This window comes from Thalassospira sp. MCCC 1A02491, assembly GCF_001613785.1.
GTDB lineage: Bacteria > Pseudomonadota > Alphaproteobacteria > Rhodospirillales > Thalassospiraceae > Thalassospira > Thalassospira povalilytica.
In genome coordinates this window covers 193,432-210,035 of the sequence record NZ_LPVX01000029.1, presented here as the reverse complement: position 1 = coordinate 210,035, position 16,604 = coordinate 193,432, and the positions used below count along the sequence as shown (strand labels likewise).

Here is a 16,604-nt window from a genome sequence, read left to right as displayed (position 1 = left end):
TGGCGAAAACACGGCCATAACGCACACAGCTGATGCAGATATGAGTGAATAAAATGGATTGGGTCCCAATAATCTTCGGCACGTTCAAGATTGTCGCGTTATGCACCGCCATGTTCTTTTCCATCAAATGGCATTACGACCAGGGAGAAAAGGGCGAGACCCGCGCCCTGATACGCTCTGGGGCCAAGATGGTCGCTATTTTCCTGGTTGCATTGATCGCAGTCGGACTTGTCGCCATATTGCTGAGCCGCATGCTCGGCCTGGAATTAAGTTACTGATCACGACAACCGAAATGCATCACCCCGTATGGGATGCCTGCCATGCCGTCATCATGGTAAATGGCCCAGAAAGCAAACGGATACCGGGCGGATAAAACAATGTCCGCGACCGCGCGAGGAAGACATGCACAAGCCAAGCTGAATGCTAAATCGGAAACCAGTTTTGGTTCACAATTCGCAATAATCAGCGGCAATTTACAACGTAATCAACGACTTGGGAAATGGCGGAGAGGGTGGGATTCGAACCCACGGTACCCGTAAAGGCACGACGGTTTTCAAGACCGTTGCATTCAACCACTCTGCCACCTCTCCGCAAAAATGGTTGGAGCATCTCGCTCTGGGCGCTTTCAATAAATTGGGTGCGCTGCCCTGTCAATAGGTCAATCCGATATTGCATCGAATGCTGACGAAATAATTTGTTTTCAGTAAGGTACCAGCAACCACAGAGCGAACAACCAGTCGGATTGAATTCACGTGTTCTATTTTCTGTCTAAAACAGTGGGCTATATCGTCAATATCGGGCTGGTCCATGGGGTTGTCTTGTTGGCGCTGACCGCATTGATTTTCCTGCGCCGAACGCGGCGCTTTGCTCTTGCCGGCCTGGTTGTCGTGACCGTTTTATCACTGTTGATTACAGTATTTCCGCTCGGTGCGTTTCTGTCCCGGACACTCGAAACGCGGTTCGAAAAGCCTGATCTGGACAAAACCGAATTTGCAGGCGTCATCACACTGTCAGGCAGTATCGATGCAAACGGCTTCCTTCAGCGTGGCGACGTGCAGTTTCTCAGTGCCCCGGACCGGGTCTTTACGATGCTGCGCGTTGCAAACAAATACCCCGATAAACCCGTAATATTCACCGGGGGCGATGGTGTTTTGAACGATCGGGGTTTCAGCGAGGCCAATGTTCTTCGCGACTGGCTTTACGATTCGAAGCTTCTGACGCCAAACATGCATTTCGAGACCGAAGCACGCAACACATATGAGAATGCGCTAAACTCCCACAAGGTTGTGTATGGCAACTGGCCGGAACTGGCACAAAAACCTTGGCTTTTAATCACTTCGGCCGATCATATGCCGCGCGCGGTTGGTGTTTTTCGACAGGTTGGATGGACTGTTATTCCCTATCCGGTCGGCAGATTGACCTCAGACGACATCCATTTAGCAAGTCTTAACGTCTCAGGCGGTATCAAATCTCTAAGCCGTGGTTTGCGTGAATGGGTAGGTTTGACCGCTTATTACCTGACCGGGCGAACGAATGAGTGGTTTCCCGGCCCGGTGCCGGTCGCCCCTGACAACTAAAATCCTGGATGAGGCCTTTTGATGAAATTCTGGAAATTGCTGACTGCCGCCTCGGTGTTGACTGTTTTGGCTGCGCATTCACCTGCCTTCGCACAGACCGATGAAAAACTTCCAGAATTTACCACAGAGGGGTTTGATGAATGGCTTGTTGACTTCAAAAAAGAAGCAGCAGCCAAAGGCATTTCACAGCCGACACTCGATGTCGCCTTTGCCAATACCAAGCCGATCCCCAAAGTCATCGAATATGATCGCAGCCAGCCAGAATTCAAACTGACGTTTGAACAATATATCCAGCGCGTGGTGCCGCAGTCCCGTATTGATGAAGGACGCCGGAAATACGCCGAAAACCGCGCCGTGATTGATGCCGCGGCAAAGAAATATGGTGTTCCGGGACAGTATCTTACGGCTTTTTGGGGAATTGAGACCGGATTTGGCCGCCATACTGGCGGATATTCCGTGGTTGATTCACTTGCAACCCTTGCCTTTGAAGGCCGTCGGGCGGAATATTTCCGCAAGGAATTGATGAATGCCCTGACCATTATTGATGCCGGGCATATCGCACCTGAAAACATGTCAGGGTCGTGGGCCGGTGCAATGGGGCAGGCGCAATTCATGCCTTCCACATTCCTGAACTATGCACGTGATGGAAATGGCGATGGCAAGATTGATTTGTGGGGCGCAAAGGAAGATGTCTTTGCGTCGGCTGCAAACTATCTTTCGACCGTTGGCTGGAAAGGTGATGAGCGTTGGGGCCGCAAGGTCAGCATCCCGAAAGATTTCGACAAGTCACTGGTTGGCCGCGACATTCGCAAACCAATCGCCGAATGGCAGAAAGCCGGTGTACGCATGCCTAATGGTGCGGATCTGCCAAAGGCCGACATGGATGCATCAATTGTTACCGTAAATGACGGTGAAGGTCCGGCATATATGGTTTATAACAATTTCCACACCATCATGCATTGGAACCGTTCGACCTATTTCGCGATTGCTGTCGGTACGTTGGCAGACGCGATTGCGGGGCAGTAACCATTGAATGTCCAGGTGACGGGCAAGTCCCGTCACCGACAGATACAGAGCATCTTTAAGCGGGGACACCTTGATGCCATCACCAAGAGAAAGTGCATTCGCACGCCTGCGGACAAAAAGCCGCCTCGGACTGTCCGTGGTTGCACTTGGTATGTTACTGGCAGGTTGTGCCGAAACCCAGTTGGCCGTTCACGGTGTCAAACGTCTGGGTGGCGGACAAACACAACCGGTTCAGGTCGGAAGCTACAAGATCGGCAATCCCTATGAAATTGCCGGTCAGTGGTATTACCCCGCCGTTGATTACGAATATAGCGAAACCGGTATCGCATCCTGGTACGGCCCCAAATTCCACGGCAAACGCACGGCAAACGGCGAAGTGTTTGATCAGTACGAAATATCGGCGGCCCACCGCACCTTGCCACTGCCAAGCATTGTTCGTGTAACCAACCTTGAAAACGGTAAATCGCTTAAGGTTCGCATCAACGACCGCGGGCCGTTTGCACATGGCCGCATCATTGATATGTCGCGCCGCGCGGCCCAGTTACTCGGTTTCGAGAAAAAGGGCACGGCCAAGGTGATGGTTGAAGTGATCGAAAGCGAAAGCCGGCAGATCGCCGCAATTGCGCAGGGCAAAGCAGCACCGGCGGTCACCGTTGCCGAACAGAACACCGTATCGGCCGCACCGCGTGATGTTGTCGAAACCGTACGTCTTGATGATGGTCCGATTACCGACAGCGGACAGCCTACAACGTCCCGAATCAAACTGACGCCGCCATCGTCCGAACCAAGCATATCGTCATCCCCGCTGGAAGGAACGGTTGAAGAGGCCGCAGTTGTCAATGTTGCGCCTGTTGCCAATTCGTCAATCTACGTTCAGGCCGGTGCATTTTCAGTTTATGACAATGCCTTGAACCTTCGGAACCGTCTTTATGATCTTGCACCAAGCAAGATTGAACCGATTGAAGTCAAAGGCACGACCTTTTACCGGGTACGTCTTGGACCGTTAAACACGGTGCCCGAAGCTGACATTTTACTCGAACGGGTGATTGCAACCGGCCAGAACGGCGCCAAAGTGGTCGTTGAATGCGCTGACGGTGGGGCTGCCAAGTCGGGATGTTGATTGCAGAAATCCGCTGTGCTACCGCTTTGATTGCTGTCATGCGCACGGTTTTCTCATGAAGTCTTTTGTTTTATGAGCATACCGGCTTGCTGTTGCACAATTTTGCCGGATTTGCGACATAAGCAACAGAATGAACACGCCGAAAGACCGGCGGGAACAGATTTTATTATACAGGGTTAGGACGCTATGACTTTGATGCCGCCAATTCCGTTCAAAAACAGTCTGAACCGGGTAGTGGCCGGGGCCGCAATATTGGGGTCCGTCATGGCAATGTCGATGACCAGCGCACAGGCAATCGAGACCAGCGCGCGTGAAGCCTACATTATGGATTTCGACACCGGTGCTGTCCTTCTGAACAAGGAAGGGGACACGCTGACCGAACCGGCATCCATGACCAAGATGATGACTGTCCATATGCTGTTCAAGCATATCAAGGACGGCAGCGTATCGATGGATGACACCTTCCATGTCAGTGAAAAGGCATGGCGCAAGGGCGGATCCAAAATGTTCGTCGAGGTCAATTCCGACGTTTCAGTTTTCGACCTTCTGCACGGAATTATTGTTCAGTCCGGCAATGATGCCGCGATTGTGGTAGCCGAAGGCCTGGCCGGCACCGAAGAAGCCTTTGCCGAGGAAATGACCCAAGAAGCGCGCAATATCGGCATGACCAAATCGGTGTTCAAGAATGCCACCGGTTGGCCTGCCGAAGGGCATCTTGTCACTGTACATGATCTTGCGATCCTGGCCCGCGATACCATTCGCAATTTCCCTGATCTTTATGAACTCTATTCCGTCAAGGAATTCACCTATAACGGCATCCGTCAACCCAACCGCAACCCGCTTTTGGGGACCAGCGCAGGTGTCGACGGCCTTAAAACCGGGCATACGGAGTCTGCCGGTTATGGCCTTACCGCATCGGCCGAACGTGATGGCCGTCGCTTGATCATTGTTGTCAATGGCCTGAACTCGGTCCGGGAACGCCGTACGGAATCACAGAAACTTCTCGATTGGGGTTTCCGCGAATTCGACAATTACGACCTGTTTTCCAAGGATGAAACGGTCAGTTCCGCCAATGTCTGGCTTGGCGCCGAAACAAAGGTTGATCTGGTCGCAGATCAGGACATTCTCCTGACACTCCCGCGCAGCGCCAGCCGCGATATGAAAGTGTCTGTCGTCTATGACGGTCCGATTCCGGCCCCGATTGCCAAAGGCGATCAGATCGCGACCCTGAAGGTTGAAGTTCCTGATCAGGAAGCCAAAGAATTCCCGCTTTATGCGGCCCATGATGTCGGCCGCCTCGGATTTGTCGGCCGTATCGGTGCCGCCATCAAATATCTTCTTTGGGGGGCAAACGGGTGAGTGTGAAGCCCGGCTTGTTCATCAGCTTTGAAGGCGGGGAAGGCAGCGGAAAATCGACACAGATCAGATGCCTTGAGAAATGGTTCCGCAATCAGGGGCGTGACGTCGTTGTCACCCGCGAACCTGGCGGCTCGCCCGGCGCAGAGGAAATCCGCACGCTTCTGCTGACGGGCGATCCGGGGCGCTGGGATGCGGTCACCGAAGCACTTTTGATGTTTGCATCGCGCCGGGACCATGTCGAACGCACGATCCGTCCGGCCCTTGCCGAAGGCAAGGTTGTGCTTTGCGACCGCTTTGCCGACTCATCCGTTGCCTATCAGGGATATGGCCACGGACTTGGGGCAGAATACATCAGAAATCTTTGGCAACTTGCCATCGATGGTTTCAAACCTGATATCACCCTGATTTTTGATCTGCCGATCGAAATAGGACTGGAACGCGCTGGTGCACGTTTTGCCAATGTCAGCGCCGCCGAAGACCGGTTTGAACGGATGGGACTGGAATTTCACCAGCGTCTGCGTGACGGTTTCCGTGAAATCGCGGCCGCAGAACCGGAACGTTGCTGCGTTGTTGATGCCCAGGGCGATATTGATGACGTAACCGCACGTGTCATTGAAACGGTCAAGAACCGTATTGTCGGGCAGGGGGCATAAATCCGGATGGCCCGCAACGACGATCTTCAAGAAGACAGCAATCCGTTTGAACCACGCCGTAATGAGGCGCTTCTTGGCCACGAAGAGGCCGAGAAAACAATTCTCGATGCCTGGAACAGCAAACGGATGCATCACGCGTGGCTGTTGTGTGGTCCGCGCGGCGTCGGCAAGGCAACACTGGCCTATCGCATGGCGCGTTTTATCCTGTCTGGTGGCGGGGCAGGCGGGGCAGGCCTGTTTGGTGATCAGCCAGATGGACTTTACGTTGATCCCGAAGATCCGGTCGCCCGACGGATTGCGGGTGGCGGACATGGTGACCTTAAGGTCATCGAGCGCCAGTATGACGATAAGAAAAAACGGCTTCAGGGCGAAATTACCGTTGCCAATGTGCGTACTGTTGGCAATTTCATGTCCAAAACCTCGGCCGAGGGTGGCTGGCGGATCGTGATCGTCGATGCGGCTGACGAGTTGAACCGTAACGCAGCAAACGCCATTCTGAAGGTTCTCGAAGAACCGCCGGCAAATGCGATGATGATCCTTATTGCCCATCATCCGGGCCGCTTGCTGCCAACCATCCGTTCACGTTGCCGTCGATTGAACCTTGGCGCGCTTGAGGACCATCAGGTTGTTGATCTTTTGGGCCGCTATTGTCCTGAAATGGATCTTGGCGATCGTGATGCGCTGTCGGGTCTGGCCGAAGGCAGCATTGGGCGTGCCCTTCAACTGCATGAAGTCGGCGGGCTTGAGCTATATACCGAGATGGTCAATCTGATCGCATCTTTGCCAAATGCCGATGTTGCGGCCCAGCACAAATTTGCCGAACGCTTTTCCCCGGCAGACAAGGACGCGGCCTTTGCCACCGTGACCGAACTTCTGCATTGGTGGCTGGCTCGAATGATCCGGTTTGCCGCGACCGGACAGCCGCCACGCGAAGTGGTCGAGGGCGAATTGCCAGCCATGCAACGCATGGCCGCTGCGCAACCGCTTGATCAATGGCTGGAGGTATGGGAAAAGATCAACGAATTGATGGGCGCGACCCGCGGTTTGCATCTTGATCGCAAGCAAGCCTTGCTGAATGCCTTCTTCATGCTTGAAGAAACCATGCGAACCTGACATCACTGCCCAGTAACCGAAATTTTGACCATCACGGCCCATTTCGGGCCGTTTTGTTTCACGACTTGCGCGAAGGATTTGCGACCATGACCGGGCACAAACAGCCCTATTACATCACGACCCCGATCTATTACGTCAATGACAAGCCCCATATTGGCCATGCCTATACGACGCTTGCCTGTGACGTTCTGGCACGCTTCAAGCGCCTGGACGGGTATGACGTAATGTTCCTGACGGGCACGGACGAACATGGTCAGAAAGTCGACAAGTCGGCCGCGGCCAAGGGTATTGACCCGCAAACCTTTACCGACCAGGTATCGCAGAACTTCCGCGATCTGGCCGTGCATATGAACTATTCGAATGATGATTTCATTCGGACGACCGAAGAACGCCACAAAAAGGCCTGTCAGGCGCTTTGGAATACGTTGCTTGAAAAGGGCGAGATTTATCTTGGCTCCTATGATGGCTGGTATTCGGTTCGCGACGAGGCGTTTTATGCTGAAAAAGAACTGATCACCAAGGATGGCGAGAAACTGGCACCGACCGGGGCCCCGGTCGAATGGGTGTCTGAACCCAGCTATTTCTTCAAGCTGTCGGCATGGGGTGATCGTCTGCTTGAGTTCTATGAACAGAACCCCGATTTCATCGCGCCGCAGTCACGCCGCAACGAAGTAATCAGCTTTGTCAAAGGCGGCATGCACGACCTTTCGGTATCGCGCACCAGCTTCAAATGGGGTGTGCCTGTTCCGGGTGACGAAGACCATGTCATGTATGTGTGGCTTGACGCGCTGACCAACTATCTGACGGCGATCGGTTATCCCGATGCAGACCCGGCCAAACTTGAAAAATACTGGCCAGCTGACCTTCACATGGTTGGCAAGGATATTCTGCGCTTCCATGCCGTTTACTGGCCGGCCTTCCTGCTTGCCGCCGGCATCACACCGCCCAAGCGCGTCTTTGCCCATGGCTGGTGGACCAACGAAGGCCAGAAGATTTCCAAATCGATCGGCAATGTCATTGATCCCTATGACCTTACCGAAAAATACGGTCTGGATCAGACCCGCTATTTCCTGATGCGCGAAGTTCCGTTCGGCAATGATGGTGACTTTGCCCATCGTGCCATGGTCAATCGCATGAACAGTGAATTGGCAAACGATCTTGGCAATATGTGCCAGCGCGTTCTGTCGATGATCCACAAAAACTGCAACGCCGCGATCCCGACACCGGGCGCGCTCACCGATGCGGATAATGAAATCCTCGGCAAAGCACACGGGATGCTGGACACCGTTCGGCCGCTGTTTGATGAACAGGCATTTAACAAGGGCCTTGAAGCAATCTGGAGCCTTGTGGGCGATGCAAACCGTTATGTCGATGAAATGGCGCCTTGGGGCCTGAAAAAGACCGATCCGGCACGGATGGAAACGGTTCTTTATGTTCTGGCCGAAGTCATTCGCCATGTTGGCATTCTGGTTCAGCCGATCATGCCGGATTCCGCATCGAAAATTCTCGATTTGCTGGTGCTGGCCGATGATCAGCGCGGGTTCGAGAATCTTGGCCCGGATCATGCCCTTGTGCCGGGAACGGAAATCCCGAAACCGGCTGGCGTATTCCCGCGCTATGTAGAAGAAGACGAAGGAGAGAAGGCATGAATGTCGCCTTGGTCGACAGCCACTGCCATCTGGATTATCCGCAGTTTTCCGAAGATTTTTCGGGCACCATCGCGCGGGCGAAAAATGCCGGCGTTGGCATGATGGTCAGCATCGGCGTGAAACTGACGACCTTTGATCAGGTTCGCGCCATTGCCGAAAAATCCGATCATATCTATTGCACGATTGGCGTGCATCCGCACGAAGCCGGCGAGGAGGGGCTTTCAAGCCCCGAACCGTTGCTGGCCAAGGCATCCGATCCCAAAATTATTGGCATCGGTGAAAGTGGCCTTGACTATTTTTACGACAATGCACCGCGCGAAGCCCAGCAACAAAGCTTTCGCGCCCACATTGCCGCATGCCGTGAAACCGGTTTGCCTTTGATCGTTCACACCCGTGATGCGGATGATGACACGATGGATATTCTCGAAGAAGAATATGAAAAGGGGCCCTTTACCGGGGTGATCCATTGCTTTTCAAGTTCGGCAACACTGGCGCAGCGGGCTTTGAAAATCGGGTTTTATATCTCTTGCTCGGGCATTATTACCTTTAATTCCGCCAAGGAAATCCGCGCGGCCCTTGAAGATGTGCCCTTGGACCGGTTGCTTGTGGAAACAGACGCACCGTATCTGGCACCTGTGCCCAAACGCGGCAAACCGAACGAGCCAAGCTATGTCGCCCACACAGCGACAAAGCTCGCGGAAATCAAGGGTGTAAGCCTCGAAGAAATCACCCGGATCACTACGGACAACTTCTTCAAACTCTTCACCAAGGCCGATCGCAAAAATCTTCTTCTGCCAGGAGAAGCGGCACAGTGACCAAAATAACCATCCTTGGCTGCGGATCATCAAATGGCGTGCCATCCGTTGGCCTTGGATGGGGAAAGTGCGACCCGAACAATCCGAAAAACCGCCGTTTACGCAGTTCTATCCTGATCGAAGAAGCCGGGAAAAAGATCCTTGTCGATGTCACCCCGGATTTCCGCGAACAGGCGATCCGCCATAACATTGACCATCTTGACGCGATCCTGTTCACGCATTCACATGCCGATCACGTGCACGGGATTGATGATGTTCGCTGGCTCAATGTGGCGATGAACCGGCCGATAGATATCTATGCCTCGGCCGAGACGATCTCTGATATCGACCATCGCTTCAATTATGTCTTTACGCCGTTGCCTGACGGGGTTGAGTTCTATTTCAAACCGGTCCTGATACCGCACGTCATCACAGGGCCGTTGCTCGCAGCAGGGGTCCCGATAACCGTTTTCTCGCAGGATCACGGCTATGGCGAAACCCTTGGCTTCAAGATCGGGAAATTTGCCTATTCGACGGATGTCGTGAATTTCCCCGAGCAATCCAAACAGCATCTTTATGATCTTGATGTGTGGGTCGTCGATTGTTTGCGCCACCGACCACACAACACGCATGCGCACCTTGAAAAGCTGCTGGGCTGGGTTGAAGAATTCAAACCCAAAAAGGTCTACATGACCCATATGGGTATTCAGTTCGATTACGCGCAGGCGATGGCCGACACACCGAACCATGTTGAACCGGCTTATGACGGGCTTGTCATCGAGGTAAACTGATCATCGTGGCTCAGAAGCCTGTGAGACGTGTATTTCAGTGTCGGTGGGGAATAAGAATTCCACGAGACGTACACCGTACATTCTCCGCATCGCTAAGTTCTATAATATATATTATGACAAATATGTATGAATGCCGCTTATGGACAAATAGATAATATATTCAGTTCACTGTGTTAAATTATCTCATGTAATTCATTAAGTTTCGGTCTGTATTCAGATGCACCCGCTGCTATGAACTGCGTTTGAATGAAATGCTGAACACACACCCGCTGTTGCGGTCGGGCTGGGTCAATTTCACTTTCGTGTCGTGACGTGCCGCAATTTCTTTGACGATCGACAGACCAAGGCCGCAACCCTCTTCCTGACCGGATTCACTCATCCGGTAGAACCGTTTGAAAACATCCTTGTGATGTTCAATCGGAATGCCCGGGCCATTGTCCTCGACGCTTAGCCGCACGAACCCCGGTTTACGATCATTCTCAAGACGCACCGTCACCGCACTGCCATCCGGACAATAGATCAGCGCGTTATGCACCAGGTTTTTAAGAAGTTCTTCAATCAGGGTTGCGTCACCCATAATCAATACCGGCTCTGTCACGCCTTCATAGCCAAGATCAATGCCGTTTTCGATCGCTGCTGGGACCTTTGCACTGGTTACCGCGCGTGTGATGGCGCAGAGATCAATTTTTTCAAACGGACGTCCGGCCAGGCCTTCGGGAGCTGCACGCGCAGACGCCAATAACTGATTGGCCAGATGTGAGGTTTGACGGGTTGAAGACGCGATGGTTTCCATGATCTGGCGCATTTTTTCCGGATCATCTTCCCGCTGACCAAGTTCTGCCTGGGTTCGCAGTGCCGCCAAGGGTGTCCGCAATTGGTGGGCTGCATCCGCTGTAAAGCGCTGCATGGTCTTGAGGCTGTTTTCAAGGCGTCCGAACAGCTGATTGATCGCCCCGACAAGATGCCGCACTTCGGTCGGAACGTCATGCAAGATGGGTCGCAAATCGGTTGGCGAGCGACGGTTCAAGGCTTCTTCAAGCCGTGTTAACGGTTTAAGACCCTGACCGATCCCGAACCAGACAATGATCGCGGCCAGCATGATCAACACAATCTGACGTGCAGCAGCACTGGCCAGAATATCCTCGCTCAAACTGGTTCTGGTACCCATGGTTTCCGCCACAAGAACCTGAAAACGCGTTGCTTTTCGAACACTTGCGACATATCGCGACAATGCGCCAATGCGCACCGGTTCGCCATTATAGACCGCATCATAAAATACCGGTTCTTCGCGCAGCGGCAGCAAACGGTCCGGCACTGGGGGCAAGTCTTCGTATCCGGTGATGAATTCGCCCTGCCCGGTACTTACCTGATAAAATACCCGGTCTTCGGCTGCACTGGTCAGCATCTCAAGCGCGACATAGGGAACATCAACCTCGATCTTCCCGCCGATCATGACCACGCGATCTGCAATGGCCAATGCAGAACTTAAAAGTGCCCTGTCAAATGCCTGGTTTGTCGACCTTACAGCGTTGCTGCGCACCTCAAGCAGCATCAATGAACTGATCACCAAAAGCGGTATCAGCAACCAGATGACAAGCCTGCGTCTAAGGGATCCGTTACGCCATTTCATGTCTTTTTCAACAAATATCCAAGCCCGCGAACCGTCTGGATTTTGACGTCGGCTGTTTCGACACGCTTGCGCAACCGGCTGATATAAAGTTCGACCGCATTTGCACTGATATCGTCTTCAAATCCGGCCAACTGGTCTGCAATCTGTTCCTTGCTCAGAACATGACCAACCCGCAACAGCAAGATTTCAAGGATATTGAGCTCGCGGCGCGGAATATCGACGTCATTGCCGTCAATCATGACACGGCGGGCAACCGTATCGAAGGTCAGTTGACCGCATTTGATCTGGGTGTTGTGTGTACCCGCATGACGGCGCATCAGCGCCCTCACCCGTGCTTCAAGCTCGACAAGCTCAAACGGTTTGGCCAGATAATCGTCCGCGCCAAGATCAAGTCCCTTCACCCGGTCTTCGATATCGCCACGTGCTGTCAGGATCAAAACAGCACTTTCAGCCCCCCGATGACGCAACCGCCGCAGGATTTCAAGCCCGTCAAGCTTCGGAAGGTTAAGATCAAGCACCACAAGTCCGTATTCCTGCGTCCGCAGGATATCGTCGGCTTCCTCGCCATCGGCAATGATATCAACCGCATAACCCGATTGCCTTAATGACCGTGCAATCCCGTCAGCCAGTGCGGCGTGATCTTCGACGACAAGGACTCTCATTGTTTGTGTTACTCTTCCCTGATAAACCGTTCTACGGCGTTGTTATGCTTTGCCGTTCTTGGTATTGGCTTTGATATGGCCGTTTATGTTGAAACGCTTTACCCGTATCCAGCCAGTCGTCTCTGGCCGACCGTGACATAGAGTATCCGAAATGACCCTGGGCCGTACCATTATTCGTTTATGTGCCATCGTGGTTGCGATGCAAGCATCTTCTGCATTGGCGGAAGTCTTTACCTTTGCCCCGTTGCGAACATCCCAGATTTCCGACCCGGAACAGTCACTTTTATCCCCCGATACCCCGTCCGCGGTTATTTACGGTTCTGCCGATATTGGCGCGTTTTCCCCGGTTATCGAAGCGTTTCAGCAAGAAAACCCCTATGTCGGTGTCGAATACCATCAGCTTCAAACCCTTGAAATGTATGACATGACGCTGGCACAGCGTGCCAATGACGAACCAAATGCCGACCTGATCATCAGTTCGTCCATGGACTTGCAGATGAAACTGGCCAATGACGGCTATGCCATTTCACATCAAAGCAGCCAGACGCGCGCCTTGCCACATTGGGCGCGCTGGCGCAACGAAGCCTTTGCTGTAACGCAGGAGCCCGCCGTCATTGCCTATAACCGGGCATTTTTTCGCGAACACAATCTTGAGCCGCCCAGAACCCGCGATGCCTTCATCGAACTTCTGACCAAACATGATGATCTGTTCAGTGAAAAGGTTACCACCTATGACATTGAACGAAGCGGGGTTGGTTTTCTGTTTCTGGCCCGCGACGAACGCTTCTTTCCAGGTATCTGGGATTTCGTGCGCACACTTGGCCAGTCGAAGGTGAAGCTTTATTCCAACACGTCACCAATGCTGGAAAAGATCGCCGATGGTCAGGTGGTACTCGGGTACAATCTTCTTGGCTCCTATGCAGAGACATTCAGCCATCGCAACCCGAACCTTGGCGTTATCCTGCCCGATGACTTTATTGTCGTGTATTCGCGGATTGCAATCATTCCGCGCGACGCACAGAACCCCGACCTTGGTGCCCGTTTCCTCGACTTCATGTTATCGATCAAGGGCCAAAGCGTTCTGCAAAGCGAGGGCAATTTCAACCCGGTCCGCGCCGATGTTCCGCAAAGCCCGTTCTCGTCGCTGATTTTTGACCGTTACGGCGAACGGGTACGTTCCTTCCCCGTCGGTCCGGGTCTTTTGGTCTATCTTGATCAGGCCAAGCGCCAGCGCTTTATTCGCCGTTGGCAGGATTCCTTGCTAAACCGTCGCTAAGGCACCCTGCCCGGCATTCATTCCGTCATCAGGCCTTGTTGCATTCCGTTTTTGCACCTTCGGGAACCGGTCGGCGTTCAGGCCCCGTATAGCTCCAGATCATGCGACGCGGGATCGGGCCCTTGTTGCGGCCTCCCTGGCTGGTCTGCTCCCAGGCATGGGCAAGGATACCGACAGAACGGGACAGGCAAAACAAACCGCGCGCCAATTCCGGTGCAAAGCCGAGTTCGGCATAGATCACTGCTGTGGCACCATCGATATTCATCGGAATACGTTTGCCTTTGCGTTTGAGCAATTCATCCTCGATACCGCTGGCGATCCGTCCAAACCGGCCTGAAACATACCCGTCCTCTGCGGCGATCTTGACCAGTTCAAGCAACCGCGGCGCCCGCGGATCCACCGGATGGAACCGGTGACCGAAACCCGGAACATGTTTGCCATGTTCTGCAATCTGATGATCCAGTCCGTCAGACACCGCTTCCTCAAACACCACACCGCGCTCCATGCGGTTTGCGATATCATGATAAAGGCTGACGGCCTGCTCGCCCGCACCGCCATGCACATCGCCCAGAACGTTCACGGCACTTGCCATGGCATTGTTAAGCCCGACCCCGCATGTCGCAGCCATCCGGGCAATGGCAATGCTTGGCGCCTGTGGACCATGATCAACGGCGGAAACCAGGGCTGCTTCGAGTAATCGCGCCTGACCAGTTGTCGGCAGTTCGCCAAGCGTCATCAGCCAGATCATCGTCGGGAAACTGACATTTCCGATAAGTTCTTCGATTGCATAGCCACCATAATGGATTTTTCCGGGCTCCATATCGATGATACCGGTATGCCACCAGTCGCGAACTTCCTGTTCGATTTCGGTTGCTGTCTTCTCGCTCATAATACGCCCTCATTGGCCAATGTTGAAATTTCGTCCGCTGACAGACCAAGCCCGGTCAGAATATCGGTATTGTCCTGACCAAGTTCCGGGGGCGGCATATCAACCGACGGCGCATCCCCGTCCATCTTGATCCCGGTCTTGAGAATGCGGATATCGCGCCCGGCTCCCGGGACATTTTCAAAGGACGCCAACATTCCCCGATCGGCAATTTGTGGCAGTGCTAGCACCTGCGGAACGGTCAGAACCGCACCGGCCGGCACACCGACCGCGTTGAAACGTTCAACCCAATGATCCGTGGCATCCGTCCTCAGCACATTTTCAAGAAGACCGCTCAAGGTTTCCCTGTTTTCAAGCCGTTCCTTGCGCGACGTAAAGCGGTCGTCGCCAATCAGCTCTTCCAGCCCAAGCACACCGCATAGCGCCTCGAACTGTTCCTGTTTGTTTGCGGCAATATTGATTTGGCCGTCTGCGGTGCGGAACGTTCCCGATGGCGACGATGTGAAATTGTCATTGCCATTGGCAGTCGGTTCCTTGCCTGCAACCAGATAGTTTGAAACCACCCAGCCCATGGTCGCGATGACAGATTCCAGCATCGAGATATCGATAAAGCAGCCCTTGCCGTCCTTGTTGCCAAGCGCACGTCCGGCCAGCGCCGAGCTGATCGCAAAAGCAGCCGTCATGCCGCCAATCGTATCCGCCACCGGATAGCCAACGCGATAGGTACCCTTACCCTGCTCGCCGGTAATCGTCATGATCCCCGAAAGACCCTGAACAATCTGATCATAGGCCGGAAGCTTTTTCATCGGGCCGGTTTGCCCGAACCCGGAAATTGCGCAATAGACAAGCTTCGGGTTCACCTGTGACAGGATGTCATACCCAAGCCCGAGACGGTCCATGACACCCGGGCGAAAATTCTCGACCAGCACATCGGCGCGTTCGACCAGCTTTTTAAGAATCTCTTTGCCGCGCGGATCCTTGAGATTAAGGGTGATCGACTTCTTTCCGGCATTTTGCGCCATGAACGAGACGCCCATAAGCTTTTCATTCAGGGCCATGTCCGCGCCCAGCTGCCGCGCAAGATCCCCGCGCCCCGGTGCTTCGACCTTGATCACGTCCGCGCCAAGATGGGCAAGCTGATGACAACAAAACGGCCCGGCCAGAACATTGGTAAGGTCCAGCACCGTGATACCGGAAAGCGATTTTGATCCGTTCATGGAATTTCCTTAAATTCTGTCTAGTAGAATTATGTTCTATTATATAGAATTTTGGACCATCGTGAAATCCAAACAGCACGTCATTGCCGATCACCCGCCTGGAACAGGACGATTTTCCATGTCAGACCAAAACGTTACCGCCGTTGAACGCGCCCTTAAAATTCTCGATGTCTTTACCGATCAGGACGGCGACTTGTCGCTTAAGGAACTGGCTGAACGCACCGGAATGTATAAAAGCACCCTGTCGCGACTGGCGGGTACACTGGAGTCCCATGGGTTTCTGATGTTGTCGGGACGTGGTCGCTATCGGTTGGGGCCGGCCTTGTGGCGACTGGGTTCGATCTATCGGCGCTCTTATCGCATGGATGATGTGGTGCGCCCCCATCTGTCGGCACTGGTCAAAGAAAGCGGGGAAACGGCATCTTTCTATGTGCCCGAAGGATCAAGTCGACTTTGTCTGTTTCGTGAAAATTCGTCGCGCAGTTTGCGCCACCATCTTGAAGAAGGTGCTCTTTTGCCCTGTGATCGCGGGGCGGCCGGTCATGTTATCCGTGCCTGGGGCGATGGTGTCGATGATCGCGCCATCCAGGTTCTTGATGACAGGTTTGCCGAAAGCGAAGGCGAACGTGACCCGGACATATCGGCGATCGCGGTACCCGTTCTGGCCCGTCAGGGGCATCTTTTGGGTGCATTGGCACTATCCGGCCCAAGCAGCCGCTTCACACGCGAAAAACGCCATAACATTCTGCAAACATTGCAAGACCATGCCACAGAATGTGGTGACCGACTGTCTGGCTGACCGCGCATTTCCATCCACCTTTTCCATTGCCGCAAAAATGATGTGAAAAATT

Annotated in this window: 16 protein-coding genes and 1 tRNA gene; 12 read left to right on the top strand and 5 right to left on the bottom strand. The window is 53.6% G+C overall.

Annotated features, from left to right (window positions below; all coding sequences use genetic code 11):
• Nucleotides 1-53: 53 nt before the first annotated feature.
• Nucleotides 54-278 carry a hypothetical protein gene (locus AUQ42_RS10690; RefSeq protein ID WP_068519066.1) on the top strand — a complete coding sequence of 75 codons (225 nt, stop codon included), beginning with the start codon at nt 54-56 and terminating at the stop codon, nt 276-278.
• Nucleotides 279-500: 222 nt separating this feature from the next.
• Here the strand turns inward: AUQ42_RS10690 and AUQ42_RS10685 are convergent.
• Nucleotides 501-590, bottom strand: a tRNA-Ser gene (locus tag AUQ42_RS10685).
• 162 nt (nt 591-752) lie between these two features.
• Here AUQ42_RS10685 and AUQ42_RS10680 point away from each other — a divergent pair.
• The 9 genes from AUQ42_RS10680 to AUQ42_RS10640 all read left to right on the top strand — a co-directional run bounded on the left by AUQ42_RS10680 (nt 753) and on the right by AUQ42_RS10640 (nt 10,082).
• On the top strand, nt 753-1,577 hold the full coding sequence (locus AUQ42_RS10680) for a YdcF family protein (RefSeq protein WP_156480873.1): 825 nt from the start codon (nt 753-755) through the stop codon (nt 1,575-1,577).
• A 21-nt stretch (nt 1,578-1,598) separates the two neighbouring features.
• Nucleotides 1,599-2,603: a lytic transglycosylase domain-containing protein gene (locus tag AUQ42_RS10675; protein WP_068519064.1), complete on the top strand. Its 1,005-nt coding sequence runs from the start codon at nt 1,599-1,601 to the stop codon at nt 2,601-2,603.
• Nucleotides 2,604-2,676: 73 nt separating this feature from the next.
• A complete protein-coding gene (locus AUQ42_RS10670; protein ID WP_068519063.1) occupies nt 2,677-3,723 on the top strand; it encodes a septal ring lytic transglycosylase RlpA family protein in 1,047 nt (348 codons plus the stop codon).
• A gap of 264 nt (nt 3,724-3,987) precedes the next feature.
• Nucleotides 3,988-5,082, top strand: a complete 1,095-nt coding sequence (locus AUQ42_RS10665) for a D-alanyl-D-alanine carboxypeptidase family protein (RefSeq protein WP_231856738.1) — start codon at nt 3,988-3,990, stop codon at nt 5,080-5,082.
• Entirely contained in the window at nt 5,079-5,735 is a 657-nt protein-coding gene (gene tmk / locus AUQ42_RS10660) for a dTMP kinase (RefSeq protein ID WP_068519061.1), read from the top strand. Before AUQ42_RS10665 ends, tmk begins: the two co-directional genes overlap by 4 nt.
• A gap of 6 nt (nt 5,736-5,741) precedes the next feature.
• Complete coding sequence (locus tag AUQ42_RS10655; protein WP_068519060.1) at nt 5,742-6,848, top strand: DNA polymerase III subunit delta'; 1,107 nt, start codon at nt 5,742-5,744, stop codon at nt 6,846-6,848.
• Nucleotides 6,849-6,934: 86 nt separating this feature from the next.
• Nucleotides 6,935-8,497 carry a methionine--tRNA ligase gene (gene metG, locus AUQ42_RS10650; RefSeq protein ID WP_068519211.1) on the top strand — a complete coding sequence of 521 codons (1,563 nt, stop codon included), beginning with the start codon at nt 6,935-6,937 and terminating at the stop codon, nt 8,495-8,497.
• On the top strand, nt 8,494-9,312 hold the full coding sequence (locus tag AUQ42_RS10645; protein WP_068519059.1) for a TatD family hydrolase: 819 nt from the start codon (nt 8,494-8,496) through the stop codon (nt 9,310-9,312). The genes metG and AUQ42_RS10645 overlap by 4 nt, the downstream gene beginning before the upstream one ends.
• Nucleotides 9,309-10,082 carry an MBL fold metallo-hydrolase gene (locus tag AUQ42_RS10640; protein ID WP_068519058.1) on the top strand — a complete coding sequence of 258 codons (774 nt, stop codon included), beginning with the start codon at nt 9,309-9,311 and terminating at the stop codon, nt 10,080-10,082. Before AUQ42_RS10645 ends, AUQ42_RS10640 begins: the two co-directional genes overlap by 4 nt.
• A gap of 229 nt (nt 10,083-10,311) precedes the next feature.
• On the opposite strand, the gene AUQ42_RS10635 is transcribed toward AUQ42_RS10640, so the two are convergent.
• Nucleotides 10,312-11,712 (bottom strand): sensor histidine kinase, encoded by a 1,401-nt coding sequence (locus tag AUQ42_RS10635; protein WP_068519057.1) that lies wholly within the window; start codon nt 11,710-11,712, stop codon nt 10,312-10,314.
• A complete protein-coding gene (locus AUQ42_RS10630) occupies nt 11,709-12,374 on the bottom strand; it encodes a response regulator transcription factor (RefSeq protein WP_068519056.1) in 666 nt (221 codons plus the stop codon). Before AUQ42_RS10630 ends, AUQ42_RS10635 begins: the two co-directional genes overlap by 4 nt.
• Before the next feature lie 151 nt (nt 12,375-12,525).
• On the opposite strand from AUQ42_RS10630, the gene AUQ42_RS10625 reads away from it, so the two are divergent.
• A complete protein-coding gene (locus tag AUQ42_RS10625) occupies nt 12,526-13,650 on the top strand; it encodes an ABC transporter substrate-binding protein (protein ID WP_068519055.1) in 1,125 nt (374 codons plus the stop codon).
• 28 nt (nt 13,651-13,678) lie between these two features.
• Here the strand turns inward: AUQ42_RS10625 and AUQ42_RS10620 are convergent, their stop codons facing one another.
• Both AUQ42_RS10620 and AUQ42_RS10615 read right to left on the bottom strand, forming a co-directional pair.
• A complete protein-coding gene (locus AUQ42_RS10620; RefSeq protein WP_068519054.1) occupies nt 13,679-14,539 on the bottom strand; it encodes a citryl-CoA lyase in 861 nt (286 codons plus the stop codon).
• Nucleotides 14,536-15,753 (bottom strand): CaiB/BaiF CoA-transferase family protein, encoded by a 1,218-nt coding sequence (locus AUQ42_RS10615; RefSeq protein WP_068519053.1) that lies wholly within the window; start codon nt 15,751-15,753, stop codon nt 14,536-14,538. Before AUQ42_RS10615 ends, AUQ42_RS10620 begins: the two co-directional genes overlap by 4 nt.
• A 118-nt stretch (nt 15,754-15,871) precedes the next feature.
• Between AUQ42_RS10615 and AUQ42_RS10610 the strand changes: the two genes are divergently transcribed.
• Nucleotides 15,872-16,552, top strand: a complete 681-nt coding sequence (locus AUQ42_RS10610) for an IclR family transcriptional regulator (RefSeq protein ID WP_068519210.1) — start codon at nt 15,872-15,874, stop codon at nt 16,550-16,552.
• The last annotated feature ends 52 nt before the right edge of the window (nt 16,553-16,604 follow it).

Coding starts and splice junctions, on each gene's coding strand:
- AUQ42_RS10690 (WP_068519066.1), top strand. CDS start 54: ATGGATTGGGTCCCAATAATCTTCGGCACGTTCAAGATTGTCGCGTTA.
- AUQ42_RS10675 (WP_068519064.1), top strand. CDS start 1,599: ATGAAATTCTGGAAATTGCTGACTGCCGCCTCGGTGTTGACTGTTTTG.
- AUQ42_RS10670 (WP_068519063.1), top strand. CDS start 2,677: ATGCCATCACCAAGAGAAAGTGCATTCGCACGCCTGCGGACAAAAAGC.
- AUQ42_RS10665 (WP_231856738.1), top strand. CDS start 3,988: ATGGCAATGTCGATGACCAGCGCACAGGCAATCGAGACCAGCGCGCGT.
- AUQ42_RS10655 (WP_068519060.1), top strand. CDS start 5,742: ATGGCCCGCAACGACGATCTTCAAGAAGACAGCAATCCGTTTGAACCA.
- metG (WP_068519211.1), top strand. CDS start 6,935: ATGACCGGGCACAAACAGCCCTATTACATCACGACCCCGATCTATTAC.
- AUQ42_RS10645 (WP_068519059.1), top strand. CDS start 8,494: ATGAATGTCGCCTTGGTCGACAGCCACTGCCATCTGGATTATCCGCAG.
- AUQ42_RS10635 (WP_068519057.1), bottom strand. CDS start 11,712: ATGAAATGGCGTAACGGATCCCTTAGACGCAGGCTTGTCATCTGGTTG.
- AUQ42_RS10630 (WP_068519056.1), bottom strand. CDS start 12,374: ATGAGAGTCCTTGTCGTCGAAGATCACGCCGCACTGGCTGACGGGATT.
- AUQ42_RS10625 (WP_068519055.1), top strand. CDS start 12,526: ATGACCCTGGGCCGTACCATTATTCGTTTATGTGCCATCGTGGTTGCG.
- AUQ42_RS10620 (WP_068519054.1), bottom strand. CDS start 14,539: ATGAGCGAGAAGACAGCAACCGAAATCGAACAGGAAGTTCGCGACTGG.
- AUQ42_RS10615 (WP_068519053.1), bottom strand. CDS start 15,753: ATGAACGGATCAAAATCGCTTTCCGGTATCACGGTGCTGGACCTTACC.
- AUQ42_RS10610 (WP_068519210.1), top strand. CDS start 15,872: ATGTCAGACCAAAACGTTACCGCCGTTGAACGCGCCCTTAAAATTCTC.